General features: G+C 65.7%; 18 protein-coding genes. 6 read left to right on the top strand and 12 right to left on the bottom strand.

Annotation, left to right across the window (positions count from 1 at the left end; all coding sequences use genetic code 11):
- Positions 1 to 27: 27 nt before the first annotated feature.
- The 12 genes from hutW to pspA form a co-directional block, all read right to left on the bottom strand.
- Entirely contained in the window at positions 28 to 1,401 is a 1,374-nt protein-coding gene (gene hutW, locus I6L45_RS15525) for a heme anaerobic degradation radical SAM methyltransferase ChuW/HutW (RefSeq protein WP_216982550.1), read from the bottom strand.
- A 282-nt stretch (positions 1,402 to 1,683) separates the two neighbouring features.
- Positions 1,684 to 2,172 (bottom strand): OmpA family protein, encoded by a 489-nt coding sequence (locus tag I6L45_RS15520; RefSeq protein WP_216982549.1) that lies wholly within the window; start codon positions 2,170 to 2,172, stop codon positions 1,684 to 1,686.
- Between the two features lie 33 nt (positions 2,173 to 2,205).
- Entirely contained in the window at positions 2,206 to 3,435 is a 1,230-nt protein-coding gene (locus tag I6L45_RS15515; protein WP_216982548.1) for a diguanylate cyclase, read from the bottom strand.
- On the bottom strand, positions 3,432 to 3,980 hold the full coding sequence (locus I6L45_RS15510) for a YfiR family protein (RefSeq protein WP_216982547.1): 549 nt from the start codon (positions 3,978 to 3,980) through the stop codon (positions 3,432 to 3,434). Before I6L45_RS15510 ends, I6L45_RS15515 begins: the two co-directional genes overlap by 4 nt.
- A 189-nt stretch (positions 3,981 to 4,169) precedes the next feature.
- On the bottom strand, positions 4,170 to 5,717 hold the full coding sequence (gene tyrR, locus I6L45_RS15505) for a transcriptional regulator TyrR (RefSeq protein WP_043760995.1): 1,548 nt from the start codon (positions 5,715 to 5,717) through the stop codon (positions 4,170 to 4,172).
- A gap of 142 nt (positions 5,718 to 5,859) precedes the next feature.
- Positions 5,860 to 6,198: a 4a-hydroxytetrahydrobiopterin dehydratase gene (locus I6L45_RS15500; protein WP_043760996.1), complete on the bottom strand. Its 339-nt coding sequence runs from the start codon at positions 6,196 to 6,198 to the stop codon at positions 5,860 to 5,862.
- A gap of 45 nt (positions 6,199 to 6,243) precedes the next feature.
- The gene (gene phhA, locus I6L45_RS15495) at positions 6,244 to 7,038 is read right to left on the bottom strand and encodes a phenylalanine 4-monooxygenase (protein ID WP_216982546.1); all 795 of its coding nucleotides are present in this window, start codon (positions 7,036 to 7,038) and stop codon (positions 6,244 to 6,246) included.
- Positions 7,039 to 7,206: 168 nt separating this feature from the next.
- The gene (locus tag I6L45_RS15490) at positions 7,207 to 8,229 is read right to left on the bottom strand and encodes a YcjF family protein (protein WP_216982545.1); all 1,023 of its coding nucleotides are present in this window, start codon (positions 8,227 to 8,229) and stop codon (positions 7,207 to 7,209) included.
- Between the two features lie 30 nt (positions 8,230 to 8,259).
- Positions 8,260 to 9,666 (bottom strand): YcjX family protein, encoded by a 1,407-nt coding sequence (locus tag I6L45_RS15485; RefSeq protein WP_216982544.1) that lies wholly within the window; start codon positions 9,664 to 9,666, stop codon positions 8,260 to 8,262.
- 104 nt (positions 9,667 to 9,770) lie between these two features.
- The gene (gene pspC / locus I6L45_RS15480) at positions 9,771 to 10,175 is read right to left on the bottom strand and encodes an envelope stress response membrane protein PspC (protein ID WP_043761000.1); all 405 of its coding nucleotides are present in this window, start codon (positions 10,173 to 10,175) and stop codon (positions 9,771 to 9,773) included.
- Positions 10,172 to 10,408, bottom strand: a complete 237-nt coding sequence (pspB, locus tag I6L45_RS15475) for an envelope stress response membrane protein PspB (RefSeq protein ID WP_042075503.1) — start codon at positions 10,406 to 10,408, stop codon at positions 10,172 to 10,174. Before pspB ends, pspC begins: the two co-directional genes overlap by 4 nt.
- Before the next feature lie 3 nt (positions 10,409 to 10,411).
- Positions 10,412 to 11,086, bottom strand: a complete 675-nt coding sequence (gene pspA / locus I6L45_RS15470) for a phage shock protein PspA (protein ID WP_043761001.1) — start codon at positions 11,084 to 11,086, stop codon at positions 10,412 to 10,414.
- A gap of 196 nt (positions 11,087 to 11,282) precedes the next feature.
- Here pspA and pspF point away from each other — a divergent pair, with 196 nt between their 5' ends.
- The 6 genes from pspF to I6L45_RS15440 all read left to right on the top strand — a co-directional run bounded on the left by pspF (position 11,283) and on the right by I6L45_RS15440 (position 18,008).
- A complete protein-coding gene (gene pspF, locus I6L45_RS15465; RefSeq protein ID WP_216982543.1) occupies positions 11,283 to 12,329 on the top strand; it encodes a phage shock protein operon transcriptional activator in 1,047 nt (348 codons plus the stop codon).
- 130 nt (positions 12,330 to 12,459) lie between these two features.
- The gene (sapA, locus tag I6L45_RS15460) at positions 12,460 to 14,055 is read left to right on the top strand and encodes an ABC transporter substrate-binding protein SapA (protein ID WP_216984225.1); all 1,596 of its coding nucleotides are present in this window, start codon (positions 12,460 to 12,462) and stop codon (positions 14,053 to 14,055) included.
- 67 nt (positions 14,056 to 14,122) lie between these two features.
- Complete coding sequence (locus I6L45_RS15455; protein WP_043761004.1) at positions 14,123 to 15,082, top strand: ABC transporter permease subunit; 960 nt, start codon at positions 14,123 to 14,125, stop codon at positions 15,080 to 15,082.
- A gap of 86 nt (positions 15,083 to 15,168) precedes the next feature.
- Positions 15,169 to 16,062 carry an ABC transporter permease subunit gene (locus I6L45_RS15450; RefSeq protein WP_134694970.1) on the top strand — a complete coding sequence of 298 codons (894 nt, stop codon included), beginning with the start codon at positions 15,169 to 15,171 and terminating at the stop codon, positions 16,060 to 16,062.
- 79 nt (positions 16,063 to 16,141) lie between these two features.
- Entirely contained in the window at positions 16,142 to 17,140 is a 999-nt protein-coding gene (locus I6L45_RS15445) for an oligopeptide/dipeptide ABC transporter ATP-binding protein (protein WP_043761006.1), read from the top strand.
- Between the two features lie 82 nt (positions 17,141 to 17,222).
- Positions 17,223 to 18,008, top strand: coding sequence for an ABC transporter ATP-binding protein (locus tag I6L45_RS15440; protein ID WP_043761007.1), 786 nt, complete (start codon positions 17,223 to 17,225; stop codon positions 18,006 to 18,008).
- Positions 18,009 to 18,134: the final 126 nt, after the last annotated feature.

Below are 18,134 nucleotides of genomic sequence, written 5' to 3'. Positions count from 1 at the left end.
TTTCCCTCCTCGTCTGGCCCCTGCCAGCTACCCCCGCGAATGATGCCGAGTCCCGCCCGGATGAACGGCGGGGGTCGCCGCCTCTCCTCCCAATGGGTTTGACTGCAGATATTCGAACAAGCCCGCTTGCAGATTGACGTTCCAGAAGCGCCCCGCCAGGGTGAGCTCAAGCCGCGCCAGACCGAGCTCTGCCAGCCCGTGCGCCTGCCAGCGCTCGAACAGCGGCAGCAGATGGGCCCGCAGCGGCGCAGGCAGGCGTGCCAGATCCAGCCAGCCCGCGTCCAGGGCGCCCCGCAGCAGACCGTCGATGCGCCCATCGGGGTTCGGCCCCATCACCATGCCAGGGGGGCGTCGCCCTTCGGCCAGCGCCTCGTGCCAGGCGGCCAGATCCCGCCCCTGCATCAGGCCGTGGCCGTGAATGTTGCCCCCCGCCCCCGCCCCGAAGGGAAGGATCTCGGCGCCGCACTTCGCCATCTGGTTGTAGCGGCTGCGCTCGGCGGGGGTGCGCCGCCAATGGCTGCTGGAGAGGCGCTGCCAGCCTCCCGCCTCCAGCATTTGGGCGCCATGGGCATACATGGCAGCCCGCTGCGGGCCATCGGCGGCCCAGCCCAATGCCCCCTTCTCCCCGGCGCGGGCCAGGTTGGTGCCCGCCATGGCGATGAGCTGGTAGAGATCCACCCCGTGCACGCCGCTCGCCATCACGTCCGCAACGTCCTGACGCCACACGAAGTCGCCCTGCCCCGGCAGACCGAAGATGAGATCCGCCACGATGACGGCCTCGTCGTGGCGGGACAGCGCCTCCAGCCGGGCCAGCAGGGTTTCCCTGTCGTCGAAGCGGGCCGCCTGCTGGCGCACGCGGGTATCAAAACTCTGCACGCCGAACGAGAAGCGGTTGAAGCCCCCCGCCAGCGCGGCCTCCCACTTGGCGTCATCGAAACCGTTGAGGCGCCCCTCCAGGGTCAGCTCCACATCCGAAGTCAGGGGGAAGCGACCAATGGCATTGGCCAGCAGAGCCAGATCGTCCGCCGCCATGTCGGTGGGCGTGCCCCCGCCCACATAGACGGCGGAGAAGGGCCGGCTCTGCACCAAGGGGGTCTTGGCCGCCCGTGTCAGCTGCTCGCAGAGGGCCGCCATATAGCGGCTCATGCGCGCCGGATTGGCGCCATTTTCGAAAAAGGTGCAGAAGCTGCAGCGCTTGCGGCAAAACGGGACGTGGACGTAGAGCGCCCGCGCCTCGGCCTCGCTCGGCTGCTGCCACCAGGCCTGCCAGCCCGCTTCGTCGAGCATCAGGGGCCCGGCACCGCCGCGGCTGGCGTGGGCTGAGGTCTTGGCGGTGAAGGCGAATGCGAGGGGATCCGGGGTCGCAAGACCCGTCATGGTCGGGGTAAACAGGGGGGTCATCACTGTGGCTACCATCTGCAAATAATACAAATGATAACCAATATCAATAAAACTACCCTTGTGCTGGATCAAGTTCGGGACCCGGGGTGCTCAGCCAGGATCCTCAGATGCAGAAGAGATTCAACACCCTCGAAGCGGGTACGGAAACAGCGGGATGAATAGAAGAAAGGGAAGGAAAATGCTGGAGGAGGAAGAGAGCCACTCCCCGGCAGGAGAGTGGTATCACACACGCAGTCAGACATCAGAGACAGCCTCGTCATGCCGACGCAGGGACAAAATGGCTCAGCCGTTGTCGATGACGATGGCGACCCGGCGATTCTCCGCTCGTCCGGCGGCGGTGCCGTTGTCGGCGATGGGCGCCGCTTCACCCCGGCCGCGGATATCCAGGTTCGCAGGTGGCATGCCCACCGACATCAGGACATCGGCCACGGAGCGGGCCCGTTTGAGCGAGAGCTGCTCGTTGTAGCTCGCCTCCCCGTTGGAGTCGGTGTGGCCGTCCACCCTGGCCCGGTTCAGACCGACGCCGATGAGGGTCTTGCCAAGACGCTCCACCACCAGGCGGGTCTGGGGAGTGAGGGCCCCGACATTGTTGGCAAACAGCACCTTGTTGGAGATATCCAGGGTCCAGCCCTCATCGGTCAGCTGAAATCCCTGCTCCCTGAGGGTGGCGATCTGCTCCGCCGTGAGCCCCTGGGGCGCACTCTGACACCCGGCCAGCACTCCCAGCAGCAGCGCAACAAGCCCCGTTCTCAGCACCTTCAAAATGATCATTGTTATGGTCCTTTCACTATGTCTGGTTCAACTTCACGTGGTTCTCCTGTGTGCTTCTTCCTCCTTACGTTGTCGTTTGGCTTGATACATGGCGTCGTCGGCGAACTGCAGCAGGGCCTCCGCCGTCTCCCCCTGCTCGGGGTAGAGGGCGGCGCCGATGCTGATGCCCACCCCGAGGTGGCGGCCGTCGCTCAAGACCACAGGGGTGCTCATCCCCTGCTGGATACGCCCCATCACCTCGTGCACCTCGCGCTCGTCCCAGATCGGGGCGAGCAGGATGACAAACTCGTCGCCCCCGAGGCGGCACACCAGATCCATCGGTCTGAGCTGGTGCTGCACCCGCCGCGCCAGGGCGATCAGCACCTCGTCCCCCACTCCGTGTCCCAGGGTATCGTTGATCTGCTTGAAGCGGTCACAGTCGAGGTAGAGCAGGGCGAAGCGCTCCTGATCCCCCTGGATGGCCTGCCCCAGCCGCGCCTCGAACAGGGCCCGATTGGGCAGGCCGGTCAGGGCGTCGTGGGTCGCCCGGTGCAACAGGCTGGCATTCTCCCGCTTCTGGTGGGCCTGCCAGGCCTCCAGTTCGTCGAGCAGGGTGTTGAAGTCCTCCCCGAGCGCGTGCAGCTCGGCGATGTTGGCCGCCGGCACCCGCTGCTTGAGGGCGCGCTGGCGACTGACGCTGTAGGCGACCTCGGCCAGGGCCTTGAGGGGGGTCGTGATGGAGCGCTGCATGCGCCGCGCCACGTGGAGAGCCCCGAGGATGCTGAGCAACAGGCACACCAGGGTCGCCAGCAGGGTCTGCAGCAGGAAGCGCAGCAGATATTGTCCGTGCCCCACCAGGTGCACCCGGGCTATCTCCCGGCTCTCCCGCACCATGGCCACTTCCACCGGCCCCGGCAGGATCAGGCGGGCCAGGTGCTGCTCCAGGGTGGTCCAGGGGGTGGTGATGGCACGGCGCCAGCTTGCCAGCACCTGGCCGTCGGGCAGCACTATGCTGGCGCTCGCGATATCCTCCCGGGAGGTGATGGTCTCCAGGGCATCTTTCGCCGCCTCCTCGTCATCGAACACCACGGCGGCCTCTGAGGTGTAGCTGATGGCGCGGGCCACCAGCTCGAGGTTGTGATCCGCATAGAGGCGCAGCGCCAGCAGCGCCGTGATGGTCAGGAACAGGCCCGCCATGCAGACGGCGGTCAGGGAGATCATCATGTGGGTGCGGCCCAGGCTCTGTCGCAGGGTGAGCCTGGGGCTTGCGGGTGCAGTCGTCATCGTGCGCCCTCGTCAGCCTTGGCGAGCTTCAGCACGGCCGGGTGCACCCGCACGCCGCTGCGGGCGAGCGCATCCAGGTTGACCCGAAAGCGGACCCGATCCGTGTCCGGCTTAAGGCAGAAGACGGCGTCGGCGACGCACTCCCTGCTCTGTTCGCTGATGCTGAGGATGGCGTGCCCCTGCAGTCGCTCGAACAGGGGGAGACGCTGCTCCGGGGCCAGCACCCCCAGATAGATCACATCGCAGCGCCGGACCAGCGCCTCCTCGTCGAGCCCGTAGCGATGCACCTCCACCGGGCGACCGTTGGCCTGCCGCACGATGGCAAAGAGGGCGCCGGCATATTCCGTCGGGGCTGCGATGCAGAGCCGAAGCGTTGCTGGCTCCTTGGGCCAGCGGGTGTAGCTGAGGATGTCGAGCACGGTCTGGCGCACCAGCTCGCTGCGAAGCTCGGCCGAGGTCGCCGCCACGGCCGCATTGGCCAGCACCAGCGTGCAGCCCAGTGGCAACAGCCACACAAAAATCCGGATGAAAGACAACAACTGCATGATGTCCGCACTTATGTTTACGTCGACAATGGGGTGGGCCGACGCCCATGAAGGGATTGCCTGAAGGGAGTCGTACCGAGCTTATCAGCCCGAAGGGGTTGCCCCATCCGCCCGCACGCAGGGTGCGTCACGGGGTGTCGCAGTGCCGCCCGGGGTGCGCGTCAGCGCACGCCACGGGCAGCTCAACCGCTACTTCTTGCCAATCCCGTACTCGCGCAGCTTGTTGGCGATGGCGGTATGGGAGACGCCGAGCCGCTTGGCCAGCTGGCGGGTGGAGGGGAAGGCCGGATAGAGGCGCTCCAGCAGGCGGCTCTCGAAGCGCTTCACCGCCTCGTCGAGCCCCCCTTCGAACCACTCGTCGATAAGGGGCATGGCATCGGCCGCCACCGGCAGATCCACGTGCTCGGGGCCGAGCTCGTCCCCTTCCAGCAGCGTCATGGCCCGGTAGAGGCAGTTGCGCAGCTGGCGCACATTGCCCGGCCAGCGGTAGGCGGTGAGGTACTCGGCCATGTTGCGGGTAAAGCGCGGCTTGGGGCGCTGCAACTCGCTGGCGAAGCGGGCGACGAACTGCTGGGCCAGGGCCATGATGTCCGCCTTGCGCTCGCGCAGTGGCGGCAGCGCCAGGCTGAGCACGTTGAGGCGGTAGTAGAGGTCTTCCCGGAACTTGCCCTCGTGCACCAGATCCAGCAACTGCTTCTGGGTGGTGCAGATGAAGCGCACGTTGACCCTCACCTCCTGCTCGTCGCCGACCCGGCGAAAGACCCCGTCCTGCAGCACCCGCAGGAACTTGGTCTGCAGATGAGGGGACATGTCGCCGATCTCGTCCAGCATCAGAGTGCCGCCGCTCGCCAGCTCCAGCACCCCGCGCTTGCCCTCGGTGTTGTTGCCAAAGGCGCCGGGGGCATAGCCGAACAGCTCGCTCTCCGCCACGTTGTCCGGCATGGCGGCACAGTTCAGCGCCATGAAGGGGTGGCTGGAGCGCAGGCTGGCGCCGTGGCAGGCGCGGGCCAGCAGCTCCTTGCCGGTGCCGGTCTCGCCGACGATGAGCAGCGGCGCATCCTGCATCGCGAGCTTCGCCGCCTGGGCCAGCACCTCCTTCATCTTCTGGCTCTCGGCCTGCAGGTGTTCAAAGCCCCCCACCTCCACCGCGTGCAGGGCGCTGAAGTGCATGCCGACCCGGCGGGCGGACTTGAGTACCACCACGGCGCCGGCCAGAGCCTGCCTGCCCTTCTCCTCGGCCACGAACAGCGGCATCAGATCGCCGAGGTACTCCTCGCCGCCGAGGCTGAGCTTGCAGGTCTGGGGCTTGATCTCGCTCGCCTCCAGCCAGCGGGCGAAGGAGAACCCCTTGACCAGGGAGCCGAGCGCCACGCCGCGCACCTCTTCCGGCGGCAGCGCGAGGGTGGTGAGGGCGGCCTGGTTGGCCTGGGTCACCCGCCCCTTGCTGTCGAGGGAGAAGACCAGATCGGGCAGCGCCTTGAGCAGCGCCTCAATCTCGTGGTGCTCCCGTTCGGAGGGCATGTAGGGGATGGTCTTGACGTCGTAGACGCCGGGAATGCGGCGGATTTCCGGCATCAGGTGCTGGAAATCCCGGAACTCCAGCTCGGGGAAATTGAGATAGATGATGCCTGAGGTATCGATTTCGATGCCGCGCAGATCGATGTTGTGCTCCACCAGTCGATCGAGCAGTTCCCGGGTCAGGCCCAGGCGGTCTTCACAGCTGACTTCAAGACGCATTCGGCACACACTTCCTAGCTAACATTCTGAATGACCGGATAATACAGACTCGATCCCGCCAGTGCGAGCGCTCCCCCATAAAAATGCGGGCCCACCCCGTTTTCACCGGGCGGGCCCATCTTGTGCCGTGTTTTTGCGGCGATTACTTCAGCAGCTCGTCCGTGCGCGCTGCCATGATGAAGTCGTTGCGGTGCAGCCCGCCAATCTTGTGGGTCCACCAGCTCACGGTCACCTTGCCCCACTCCGTCAGGATCGCCGGATGGTGGAACTCCGCCTCCGCCAGCTCGCCGAGGCGGTTGGTGAAGGCCAGCGCCTCCTTGAAGTTGCGAAACACAAATTCACGCCTGAGCTGCAGCTCGCCGTTGACCACCAGGGGTTGCCAGTCGGGGATGAGGTGCATCAACTCGCCAAGCTCCTGCTCGCTCACCTTGGGGGCATCGGCGCGGCACGCCTCGCATCGTTGATTCGCCAGTTCGGACATTCGGGACTCCTTTCATTATTGAAACAGGGGGGACATGAAAACGGGTTAACTCGCCTGCTTGCCGGAAACGGGTGCATAACGTGGCGGACGCAGGCCGAGGCGACGGGCCTGGGCCACGGCGTCCATGATGGCCTGCGGCGACAGACGGTAAAGGGTGTCGAGATCCTGCAGCACGAAATAGACCGGCTGCATGATGTCGATGCGATAGGGAGTGCGCAGGATCTCCAGCAGATCGAAGGGCTGCAGCACGGGTTTGCCGGAGAGCGCATACGCGGTCTCGCCGATGGAGGAGAGGATGCCGCCCCCGTAGATGCGCAGCCCCCCCGCCCCCTGCAACAAGCCAAACTCCACTGTGAACCAGTAGAGCCGGGCCAGATAGACCCGCTCCTCCTTGCTGGCGTTGAGCCCGAGCTGGCCATAGAGGTGGGTGAAATGGGCGAACGCGGGGTTGGTCAGCATGGCGCAATGGCCGAAGATCTCGTGGAAGATGTCGGGCTCCTGCAGGTAGTCGAGCTCGTCCCGGCGGCGGATGAAGGTGGCCACCGGAAACTGGCGATCCGCCAGCAGGGAAAAGAAGCGATCAAACGAGATGAGGGCGGGCACCGCGGCCACTGACCAGCCGGTGGCGGGGGTCAGGGCGGCGTTGATTTCATCGAGCTGCGGAATGCGATCCCGGGGCAGCGCGAGCCGTGCCAGACCCGCCCGGTATTCGTCACAGGCCTTGCCTTCCAGGGCCGCGAGCTGGCGCTCGATCAGGATCTGCCAGGTGCCGTGCTCCTCGTCCGTGTAGTGGATCCTGCCCTGTTCATCCGGCTGATGCGCCGTGTAGAGACTTGCCATGAGTGCTTCCATCCTCTGGGTGCCGCCCCGCCATCCGGGTGCTGACTGGCCGCTTGACCATGGGATCACTGTAACGGTTTGCCCCTCAAAAAAGCAGCCGACCCCGAGGTCGGCTGATTTTGACAATTGTAAATATTTTGTGACATTCACGCCCTGATGCCGACGGGCTCACGCCTTGTTGAGATAGCCCGCCAGCTGGCCGATGAGCCGCTTTCTCAGCTCGCCCAGCTTCGGCTTCTCGTCGGCACACCAGGGGAGCGGACGGCACGCCTCCATGGTGCGCAGGCCCAGGCGGGCAGTGAGCAGCCCGGCCCCCACCCCCTGCGCTGCCCGGGCGGAGAGCTTGGCGGTGAGCTCGGCTCCCAGCAGATCCATGCCTACCTCGGTCACCAGCTCGGTGGCACCGGCGTAGAGCATGTTGCGAAACACCTGGCGAATGAGACGAATGCGGCTCCAGTAGCCGAGCTCGATGGCGTAGACATCGGCGATGTCCTCGATCATCCGCAGGTTGCGCCACAGCATCAGCATCATGTCGACGGTGGCGAGCGGGCTCAGGGCCACCAGCACGGCGGCCTCCCCCGACCATTTCGCCACCCTGGCCTGGGCCAGCTTGTCCCGCTCGGTCAGCACCAGCTGGCTGTAGAGGGTCAACACCTCCCGATCGCTGTGGCTCTCGTCGAGCTGGGCGAGCCAGGTACGATACCCCTCCCGCCCCTTGTCACCGCTGCGCTCGGCCAGCTGCTCGCAAAACGCCTGCCCCTGCCCGACCCCCTGATGGGCGAGCAGGTCTTCGGCCCGCGAGCGCACGTCCTGACGTTTCTTGAGGGTGCGCAGGCGCAGCCACTCGCGCCCCACCATCCCGGCAGTGCCCACCACCACCAGACCGGAGGCGATCAACCAGGCCCCGCCCCAGAACGGCGAGGAGGCAAACTGCTCGGTGAGGAAGAGGCCGAACTGGCCCAGGGAGAGCAGGCCGACCGCCCCCAGCCCCCAGGCCAGCAAACGATGGCGGCGACGCGGCCTGACGGTGAGGGCGGGCTCGACCTCGGTCAGGGCATCGAGCTCCTCGAGGCGCTCGAAGCTCTCCTCCTCCAGCCGCTGGGCAGGGGCAGGCGGTCGCTCTTGCGCCGCCTGGGCGGGTTCCAGGATCACCTTGCCTTGCAGCGGTGCCGGTTTGATCTGATCGTTCATCGTGTTGTCTGCTCCTTCGGGCGGTGCCGGTTATTCGAGGTGATCCCCGAGCAAGAACTCCAGCGCCGCATCGAGCCGGATATGGGGCAGCGCCTCATGGGCGCTCATGGGCAAAGGGCGAAACCCCTGAAAATCGAAACCCTGGGTGTGCCACCACTGGGCGGGCGGGATCTGGGACGGCACCTCCCCCGGGAAGAGCAGCAGCGGATCGCCGGCCAGGCTGGTGCCGCGAATGGCCGGGAACTCGCGGCCATTCGCCTGCCCCTTGCCCACCTCGGTGGCCTTGATGGCGGCGAGGGCCAGACACTCGGTCTCTATCCCCTCGAAGCGAGCCTGACCCCGGCCACGGCTCACCAGGTGCTGCAGCAGGGAGACCAGGGGCCCGTGCTGCTCCGGCGTGACGTGATCCGCCTTGCTCGCCACAAACAGCAGCTTGTCGATGCGCGGTGCGAAGAGCCGGCGCCACCAGTTGCTCTTGCCGTAGGCGAAGCTCTCCATGATGCGGGCAATGGCCTGCTGCATGTCGCCAAAGCTGGCGGCGCCGGCGTTGAGGGGTTGCAGGCAGTCCACCAGCACGATCTGGCGATCGAAACCGGCGAAGTGCTGCTCGTAGAAGCCCTGCACCAGGTGCTGCTTGTACTGCTCGAAGCGCTGCTTGAAGGTGGCGTAGAGGGTACCGTCAGCAGGAGCCTGGGCCGGGGCATCCCAGACCCAGGGCACGAACTGCAGCAGCGGCGCACCGGCATACTCCCCCGGCAGCACGAAGCGCCCCGGCTGGATGAGGTGCAGACCGAGCTCCCGCTTGCAGGCGTGCAGGTAGTCGGTATAGCGGGCGGCCAGTTCGCTGGCGGCCCGCTCCTCGAAGGCCTGCTCCGCCTGCCAGCCGGGGGTCAGCCAGCCTGCCGCCAGGGCCTGCAGTTCGGGGCGGCGCAGCTGCTCGCGCACCTGCTCGCTCCACTGGGCGTAATCGAGCTCGAGCAGGGGCAAGTCCAGGAGCCACTCCCCCGGGTAGTCCACCAGATCCACGTAGAGGGTGGAGATCTCCCCTAGGTGCCGGCGCAGCGGGTGGCGAGTGCGGTAGCGGATTTCGAGTCGCACCTCGGCCACCCCCCGGGTTGGCTCGGGCCAGGCCGGCGGCTCGCCAAACAGAGAGTCGAGGCCACGCTCGTAGGGGAAGGTCGGAATGTGGGCATTCTGCTGGGGCACCCGGCGGGCCCCCAGGATCCGCCCCTGGCGCTGGGCATCCCAGAGGGGCAGCCGGCCGTCGATGGCCGCGTGCTCCAGCTGGTTCACCAGGGCCGTGATGAAGGCGGTCTTGCCGCTGCGGGAGAGGCCGGTGACCGCCAGCCGGATGTGGCGATCCCGGGCCCGGTTCACCACCTCAAAGGCCCTGTGCTGCAGCACGGACCAGGAGTGTTCGAGTTTGTTGCGTATCAAGGCGGGTCTGTCTCCCCCTGTTGTCACCTCTGGGTGGCCCCGGCAGCGTCATGAGAGGGGCCATGAGACGGGCCGCGAGGCGTGTGCCGCGCGGCCCGGGGTCGTTACAGCTTGTTGAACTCGCGCTGCAGGGTGAACTCCTTGGAGGTCACCAGCTTCTCGAGCCGCTGCACCCTGGGCTCCAGGGTGTCGAGCTCGCGGGCGATACGGCCCAGCGCCTGATGGGGGGTGATGCCCGCCTGCCAGGTGCGCGCCTTCATGCGCACCTCGGCAAACTCCCCCTCCTGCTCCCCGTAGAGGGTGACCGGCTTCTTGTCGAGCAGGAACCAGGCGGCGATGTACGCGGTGAAGGTGATGAAGCCGGCGAAGATGAGGCCGCTGATGGCCAGCAGCCGCACGATCCAGGTCTCCACCCCGAAGTAGTCGGCAAGGCCGGCACAGACCCCGGCAATCTTGCCCTGCTGGGGGTCACGATAGAGGTTGCGTCCCTCTCTGCTCCACTGTGTCATACCCTGCTCCTCCAGCCCGGGACCTCGGCATCCAGGATCGACTCAAGGGCACCGACCCGCTCCTGCATCTTCTCGGCACGGGCCAGCAGCCCCTGCAGCTGTTCCCGCTCGCTGTCGGCAAGGCCGGCACCGATCCGCCCCTTGGCGCGGTAGTGCAGCACCAGCCAGATGGGGGCCACCACCACCATGAAGACCACCATGGGAACCATCAACACACCCAGCAGATCTTCCATCTGTTACTCCCCCTGTTTGCTGTCACTCTGACCGAGCTTCTGGCGCATGGCCTCCAGCTCGCGGCTGATCTGATCGTCCGCCTCCAGCTCGGCAAACTGCTGGGCGAGCGCCTGATCGGACTGACCCAGATCGGCGCGGGCCTCCATCTCGTCGATGCGGCGCTCCATGCGTTCGAACTTGCTGACCACGGACTGGCTGCCGCCACGGGCCACCTGGCTCTGCACGTTCAGCCGGCTGCTGGCGGCCTCGCTGCGAATGGCCATCGCCTTCTGGCGGGCACGGGCATCTTCCAGCTTGGCTTCCAGCTGGCGGATCTCCTCCCCCAGCTTGTCGATGCCGCTGTCCACCGCCTGCAGCTCACGCTGCAGCGCATCGGCGAGCTCGGTCTGCTTGCTCTTCTCGATGAGGGCGGCGCGGGCCAGATCCTCGCGCCCCTTGGTCAGGGCCAGCTCGGCCTTGCCCTGCCACTCGGCTACCCGCTCCTGATGGCGGCTGACCTGACGGCCGATCTCTTTCTGGTTGGCGAGGAAGCGGGCCAAGTTGGAGCGCTCCTTCACCAGTTCATCTTCCATCTCCTGGATGATGAGACGCACCATCTTCTGGGGGTCTTCCGCCTTGTCGAGCAGGGACGTCAGGTTGGAGTTGATGATGTCGGCCAGGCGGGAAAAAATGCTCATGATTGTACTCCTGTGATAGGCATCGGGTTGTTTCTCCATTGACAATGGCAACTTGTGTGCCAATCTGGAACAATTATTAACTTGTTGATTTATATGGGCACTCTCGCGGGGATTCAAGTGCCTCGGAAACAAGTGATGATTAAAATAACCAACTTTTGGTAAGATTAACCAGATTTTTCAACGAACAGGGGCAGGGATGACCACGGCCACGGAGAGTCTGTTGGGTGAGTCCAACGCGTTTCTAGAAATCATCGAGCAGGCCTCGCGCCTTGCGCCGCTGCGCAAGCCCGTGCTCATCATCGGCGAGCGGGGAACCGGCAAGGAGCTCATCGCCCACCGCCTACATTATCTCTCGGATCGCTGGGATCAAAGCTTTGTCACCATCAACTGCGCCACCTTGAGCGAGAGCCTGCTGGAAACCGAGCTGTTCGGCCACGAGGCGGGATCCTTTACCGGGGCCGCCAAGCGCCATCAGGGCCGCTTCGAGCGGGCCGACGGCGGCACCCTGTTCCTCGACGAGCTGGCCACCACCAGCGCCCGGGTGCAGGAGAAGCTGCTGCGGGTCATCGAGTACGGTGAATTCGAGCGCGTCGGCGGTGCCAAGGCCCTCAAGGTCGACGTGCGCCTGGTGTGCGCTACCAACGAGGATCTGCCGGCGCTGGCCGACAAGGGGCAGTTTCGCCACGATCTGCTGGACCGGCTGGCGTTCGACGTCATCACCCTGCCCCCCCTGCGGGAGCGGCGCGAGGACATCCTGATGCTGGCGGAGCACTTCGCCCACGGCATGACCCGGGAGCTGGGCTACCCGCTGTTCGCCGGCTTCTCCCGCAAGGCGACCCAGCTGCTGCTGGACTACCCCTGGCCCGGCAACGTGCGGGAGCTCAAGAACGTGGTGGAGCGCAGCCTCTACCGCCAGGGCAACCCGCAGTTGCCGCTGGCTGAGCTGGTACTCAATCCCTTTGACTCCCCCTGGCGCCCCCGCACCGCCGGCAAGGCCGCGCCCGTGGCCAGCGAGGCGGCGCCGGTGAACGGGGCCCAGGCCCCCGGCCTGCCCCTGGATCTCAAGGGGGCGGTGGCGGAATACGAGATTAATTTACTCAAGCAAGCGATGCAGCAATCCCAGTATAATCAGCGCAAAGCGGCCCAATTGCTGGCCCTGAGCTACCACCAGTTCAGGGGCATGCTGCGCAAATACCAGCTGCTGGACGGGGATGAGAACGGTGGCAACCCGGAGATGGGCTGATGAGCCTCCTCTGTGCCGGCGGGCATCACGGTGCTCGCCACCCCGATGGGAGTGCCTGCCAGCCAGGTTCCCGCAACGCGCCCGCCCTCTGGCGGGCAACTTTGTCTGAAAACATGGTTCCAACATGAGAATGCTAACCCCGCTGCTGCTCGGCTTCCTGGTCCTGGTCAGCGGCTGCCAGAAACGCGACGAGGCCTCCAGAACGGGGCTCATCTATTGCGCCGAAGGGGCACCCCGAACCTTCAATCCCCAGATGGCCAATGCGGATCCGACCCTGGATGCCAGCGCCCGCCCCCTCTACGATCGCCTGCTCGAGGTGAATGCCAATACCCTCGGCATCGAAGGGGCGCTCGCCACCCACTGGCGCGTGAGCGATGACGGCCTCTCCTATGCCCTGACCCTGCGCAAGGGGGTGACCTTCCACCGCACGCCCTGGTTCAGCCCGACACGCCACTTCAACGCCGACGACGTGTTGTTCACCTGGCAGCGCCTGCTCGATGAGCACCACCCCTACCACAACGTCTCCGGCGGCGAGTACCCCTACTTTTACGGCCTGGGGCTCGGCAGCCTCATCAAGCGGGTCTACAAGAAGGGCCCTCACCAGGTGGTGTTCGAGCTGAACCGGCCGGACGCCTCCTTCCTCGCGACCCTGGCCAGCGACTACGCCATCGTGCTCTCCGCCGAATATGGCGAGCAGATGGCCAAGGCCGGCACCCCGGCGCTGCTGGACAGCCGCCCCATCGGCACCGGCCCGTTCAGCTTCAAGGAGTATCGCCACAACGAATTCGTGCGCTACCTGCGCCACCCCGGTTACTGGGGCGGCGAGGCGAAGGTGGAGCAGCTCATCTACGACATCACCCCCAAGTCCTCCAAGCGTCTGGCCAAGCTGCTGACCGGCGAGTGCGATGTGATGAGCACCCCCTCCGCCAGCCAGCTGTCGGTGATAGGCAAGGACACCCACCTCAATCTGTCGGTGCAGTCCGGGATGAACGTCGCCTTCCTCGCACTCAATACCCGCAAGGCACCATTCAACAAGGTGCAGGTGCGCCAGGCCCTCGCCAGCGCCATCAACGTGCAGAACCTGCTGCAGGCGGTCTATTTCGAGACGGGCCAGAGCGCCGCCAGCCTGCTGCCGCCGCTCTCCTGGGGCTATAACCCCTCCCTGCCGCAGCGCAAGCCGGACCTCAGGCTCGCACGCCAACTGCTCAAGGACGCAGGCTACCCCAACGGCTTCGAGATGCAGGTGCTGGTGCAGCCCGGCGCTCGCCCCTACAACCCGGACGGCCTCAAGACCGCCCAGCTGATGCGCAGCGATCTCGCCAAGATAGGGGTGAGCCTCAAGATAGTGCAGCAGGCCTGGCCGGTCATCGAGACCCGGCTCGCCCGGGGGCAGTACGACAGCCTGCTCTCCGGCTGGATCGCCGACAACGCGGACCCGGACAACTTCTTCCGCCAGCTGCTGAGCTGCGCCGCCGTGGAGCGGGGCAACAACTACAGCCGCTGGTGCAGCCCGGCCTTCGATCAGCTGCTGGACGATGCGGTGACCACCCCGCAGCTCGCCTTCCGCCTGCGCAACTATTACTATGCCCAGTCCCTGCTCAACGAGCAGTTGCCGCTCATCCCGCTGGCCCATGCCCTGCGCACCCAGGTGAGCCGCAACGACGTCCAGGGACTGATGCTCATGCCCTTCGGCGGCACCACCTTCAACCAGGCCTATCGGGAGTGAACATGTCGGATATCCATCCCATCGGCGGCGCTCGCCCGGCGGCACGGCCGCACCTGGAGGCATAAGCATGTTCTTCTATATCCTGCGCCGCATCACCCTGCTGGTCATCACCCTGCTGGTGCTGACCCTGGGGGCCTACCTGCTGGAGTTTCGCCTCATCACTCAGGTGCTGGACTTCTGGCACGGCTACCCTGACTTTCTGCAGCGGATCTTCGCGGGGGACTTCGGCCTCTCCAGCGTCTCCGGCCAGCCCGTGCTGGACGAGATCCGCCGCTACTTCCCGGCAACCCTGGCGCTCTGTCTCGCGGCCTTCGCCATTTCGCTGCTGGTGGGGATCCCCCTCGGCACCCTGGCCGCCCTCTACCAGGGCCGCAGCCTGGATCTCTCCATCATGGCCGCCGGCCTCCTCGGCTACGCCGTGCCCGTCTTCTGGCTGGCGCTCCTGATGGTGATGTTCTTCTCGCTGGATCTCGGCTGGCTGCCCTCCTCCGGCCAGATCAGCCTGCTCTACGACGTCCCCTCCATCACCGGGGTCGCCATCGTCGACGTGCTGATGAGCCAGGAGCCCTGGCGGGAAGAGGCACTGCACGATGCCCTGCGCCATCTGGTACTGCCCTCCCTGGTGCTGGCCGTGGTGCCCACCACCGAGGTGATCCGCCACGTGCGCAGTTCCCTCATCGACGTGATGAAGCAGAACTACATCAAGGCAGCGGCCAGCCGCGGCCTCTCCCGCCGCCAGATCGTCTGGCGCCACGGCCTCAAGAACGCCCTGCCCCCCGTGCTGCCCCTGCTCGGGCTGCAACTGGGCAGCGTGCTCACCTCCGCCATGATCACCGAGGTGGTGTTCGACTGGCCCGGCATCGGCCGCTGGCTGGTGAGCAGCATCGCACTGCAGGACTATGCCGCCATCCGCGGTGCTTCCCTGGTGGTGGCCAGCTTCGTCATCTTCATCAGCGTCAGCACCGAGCTGCTGACCACCATCATGTACCCGGCAAGGCGCAAGGAACTCTATGCACGACAAGACTGACCGCGCGCCCCAGGCCCTTCGCGGGGTAACGTACGCCATGCAACACCCTGTTGACGACCCTCGCAATCAGGGCGGGAACCTGCATCATGCACGATAAATCGAACATCTATCCGGAGCTCAAGATCCTCTCTCCCCTGGAGCAGACCTGGGCCTCCTACCGGCGAAATCCGCTGGCCATGGCCGGGCTCTGGTGCTTCGGCCTGCTGCTGCTGATCACCCTCATCGGCCCCCTGGTGATCCCCTACGGCATCGACGATCAGCACAGCGACCACCTGCTGCTCGCCCCCTCCTGGGCCAGCATCGGCAACATCGACTACTTCCTTGGCACCGACGATCTGGGGCGTGACATCCTCTCCCGCCTCGTCGCGGGCGCCCGCCTCACCTTCGGCAACGCCCTGGTGGTGGTGGTCATTGCCCTCGTCGTCGGCTCGGCCATCGGCATCCTGGGTGGCATGAGCAAGGGGGTGAAATCGAGCGTGCTCCATCACCTGCTCGATACCCTGCTCTCCATCCCCTCTTTGCTGCTGGCCATCATCGTCGTGGCCATCCTGGGGCCCGGCCTCTTCAACACCCTGATCGCCATCACGCTGGCGCTGATCCCCCCCTTCATCCGGGCGACCTACAACGCGGTCCACGCCGAGATGCAGAAGGAGTACATTATCGCGAGCCGCCTCGACGGCTCACCGCCCTTGCGGATCATGCGCCTGGCCATACTGCCGAACATCGTCGAAACCCTGGTGACCCAGACCACCCGTACCCTCTCGGCGGCCATCCTGGACATCTCGGCGGTGGGCTTCCTCGGCCTCGGGGCCCAGTCCCCCCAGCCGGAGTGGGGCGCCATGCTGGCGGATTCGAGCGACCTCATCTACCTGGCACCCTGGACCGTGACCCTGCCGGGCATGGCCATCCTGTTCAGCGTGCTGGTCACCAATCTGGTGGGTGAAGGTATTCGCGAAGCGCTCAAAGAGGGGAATGATTGATGATGCCCCTGCTCAATACCGGCCATATCCACCAGGGCGCGCGCCGCCCTCCCCTGAGCCACCATGAGGAGCGCCACTGATGCCGTTACTCGACATACGCAACCTCACCATCGAAATCGACACGCCCCAGGGCAAGGTCAAGGCGGTGGACAGGGTCAGCCTGACCCTGAACGAGGGGGAGATCCGCGGCCTGGTGGGGGAATCGGGCTCGGGCAAGAGCCTGGTCGCCAAGGTGATCGTCGGCATCCAGAAGGACAACTGGACGGTGCGCGCCGACCGGATGCGCTTCAACGACATGGATCTGCTGACCATGGCCCCCAAGGAGCGACGCCGCATCATGGGCCGGGAGATCGCCATGATCTTCCAGGACCCCATCAGCTGTCTCGACCCCTCCGAGGAGATCGGCACCCAGCTCGAAGAGGCCATTCCCACCAGCGCCTTCGCCGGCAAGTTCTGGCAGCGCTTCCAGTGGCGCAAGAAGCGGGCCATCGCCCTGCTGCACCGGGTGGGGGTCAAGGATCACCGCAAGGTGATGCGGGCCTATCCCCACGAGCTGTCGGACGGCATGTGCCAGAAGGTGATGATCGCCATGGCCATTGCCAACCAGCCACGCCTGCTGGTGGCGGACGAACCCACCAGCGCCATGGAGTCCACCACTCACTCCCAGATCCTGCGGCTGCTGGACAAGATGAACAAGCTGGGCAACACCACCATCCTCATCATCAGCAACGACATCGCCGCCATCGCGAACCTGACCGACACCCTCAACATCATGTATTGCGGCCAGATGGTGGAGGTGGGCACCCGGGACCAGATCCTCGAATCCCCTCACCACCCCTATACGGATGCCCTGCTCAAGTCCATCCCGGACTTTGACAAGCTGGTGCGCCACAAGTCCCGGCTCGAGACCCTGCCCGGGGTGATCCCGCCGCTGCAGCACCTGCCCATCGGCTGCCGCCTCGGCCCCCGCTGCCCCTACGCCCAGAAGCAGTGCGTGCAGACGCCGCTGATGAGCAAGGTCAAGGGACATCAGTTCAGCTGCCACTTCCCGCTCAACATGGAAGACCCGAAGAAATGAACCGGCACCAGACCCTGATCCGGGGCACCTGCCCGCCCTGTCAGCCCCTTTTCCCGGCGACCACACGCAAGGAGACCACGTCGTGACCGAACCTTCCCTGTTGCAGGTCAGGGGCCTGTGCAAGACCTACCAGAACCGCACCGGCCTGTTCCGGCGCCGCGCCGTGGAGGCCATCAAGCCGCTGTCGTTCGATCTCGGGGTGGGCCAGACCCTGGCCATCGTCGGGGAGGCGGGCTCGGGCAAGAGCACCCTGGCGCGCATCCTGGCCGGCATGATAGAGCCGAGCGGCGGCGAGATCGCCATCGAGGGGCAGCCCATGGTCCACGGCGACTACCAGACCCGCTGCAAGCTGCTGCGGATGATCTTCCAGGATCCCAATACGTCTTTGAACCGCAAGATCCGGGTCGGCCAGATCCTGGAAACGCCGCTGCGGCTCAACACCGAGATGACCGAGGAGGAGCGCCGGGAGAAGGTGATCCAGACCCTGCGCATGGTGGGCATGCTGGCGGATCACGCGCTCTTCTACCCCCAGATGCTCTCCGCCGGCCAGCAGCAGCGGGTGGGGCTGGCGCGGGCGCTCATCCTCAACCCCAAGATAGTGGTGGCCGACGAGGCTCTCTCGACCCTGGACATCTCGGTGCGCTCCCAGATCATCAACCTGCTGCTGGAGATGCAGGAGACCATGGGGCTCAGCTACGTGCTGGTGGCCAACGATCTGGGCATCGTCAGCCACATCAGCGACGAGGTGCTGGTGATGCACGAGGGCCGGGTGGTGGAGCGCGGCAAGACTCTGCGGGTCTTCGCCGATCCCCAGCACGAGGTGACCCGCCGTCTCATCCAGAACTACAACAACGAATACCGCCGCTGATCCCGGCGGCATCCCTCTCCCCCTTCTCGCAGACATAAAAAAACCCGGCCTGATGTGGCATCAGTCGCCGGGGGATTGCGCTCAAAAGTGATTGCGTCGCTCGTAGTAGGAACAGGGCAATGGTAG

It is taken from the genome of Aeromonas sp. FDAARGOS 1415, from assembly GCF_019048365.1.
GTDB classification, from domain to species: Bacteria; Pseudomonadota; Gammaproteobacteria; order Enterobacterales; family Aeromonadaceae; genus Aeromonas; species Aeromonas taiwanensis.
This window is presented reverse-complemented; position numbering and strand designations above follow the sequence as displayed.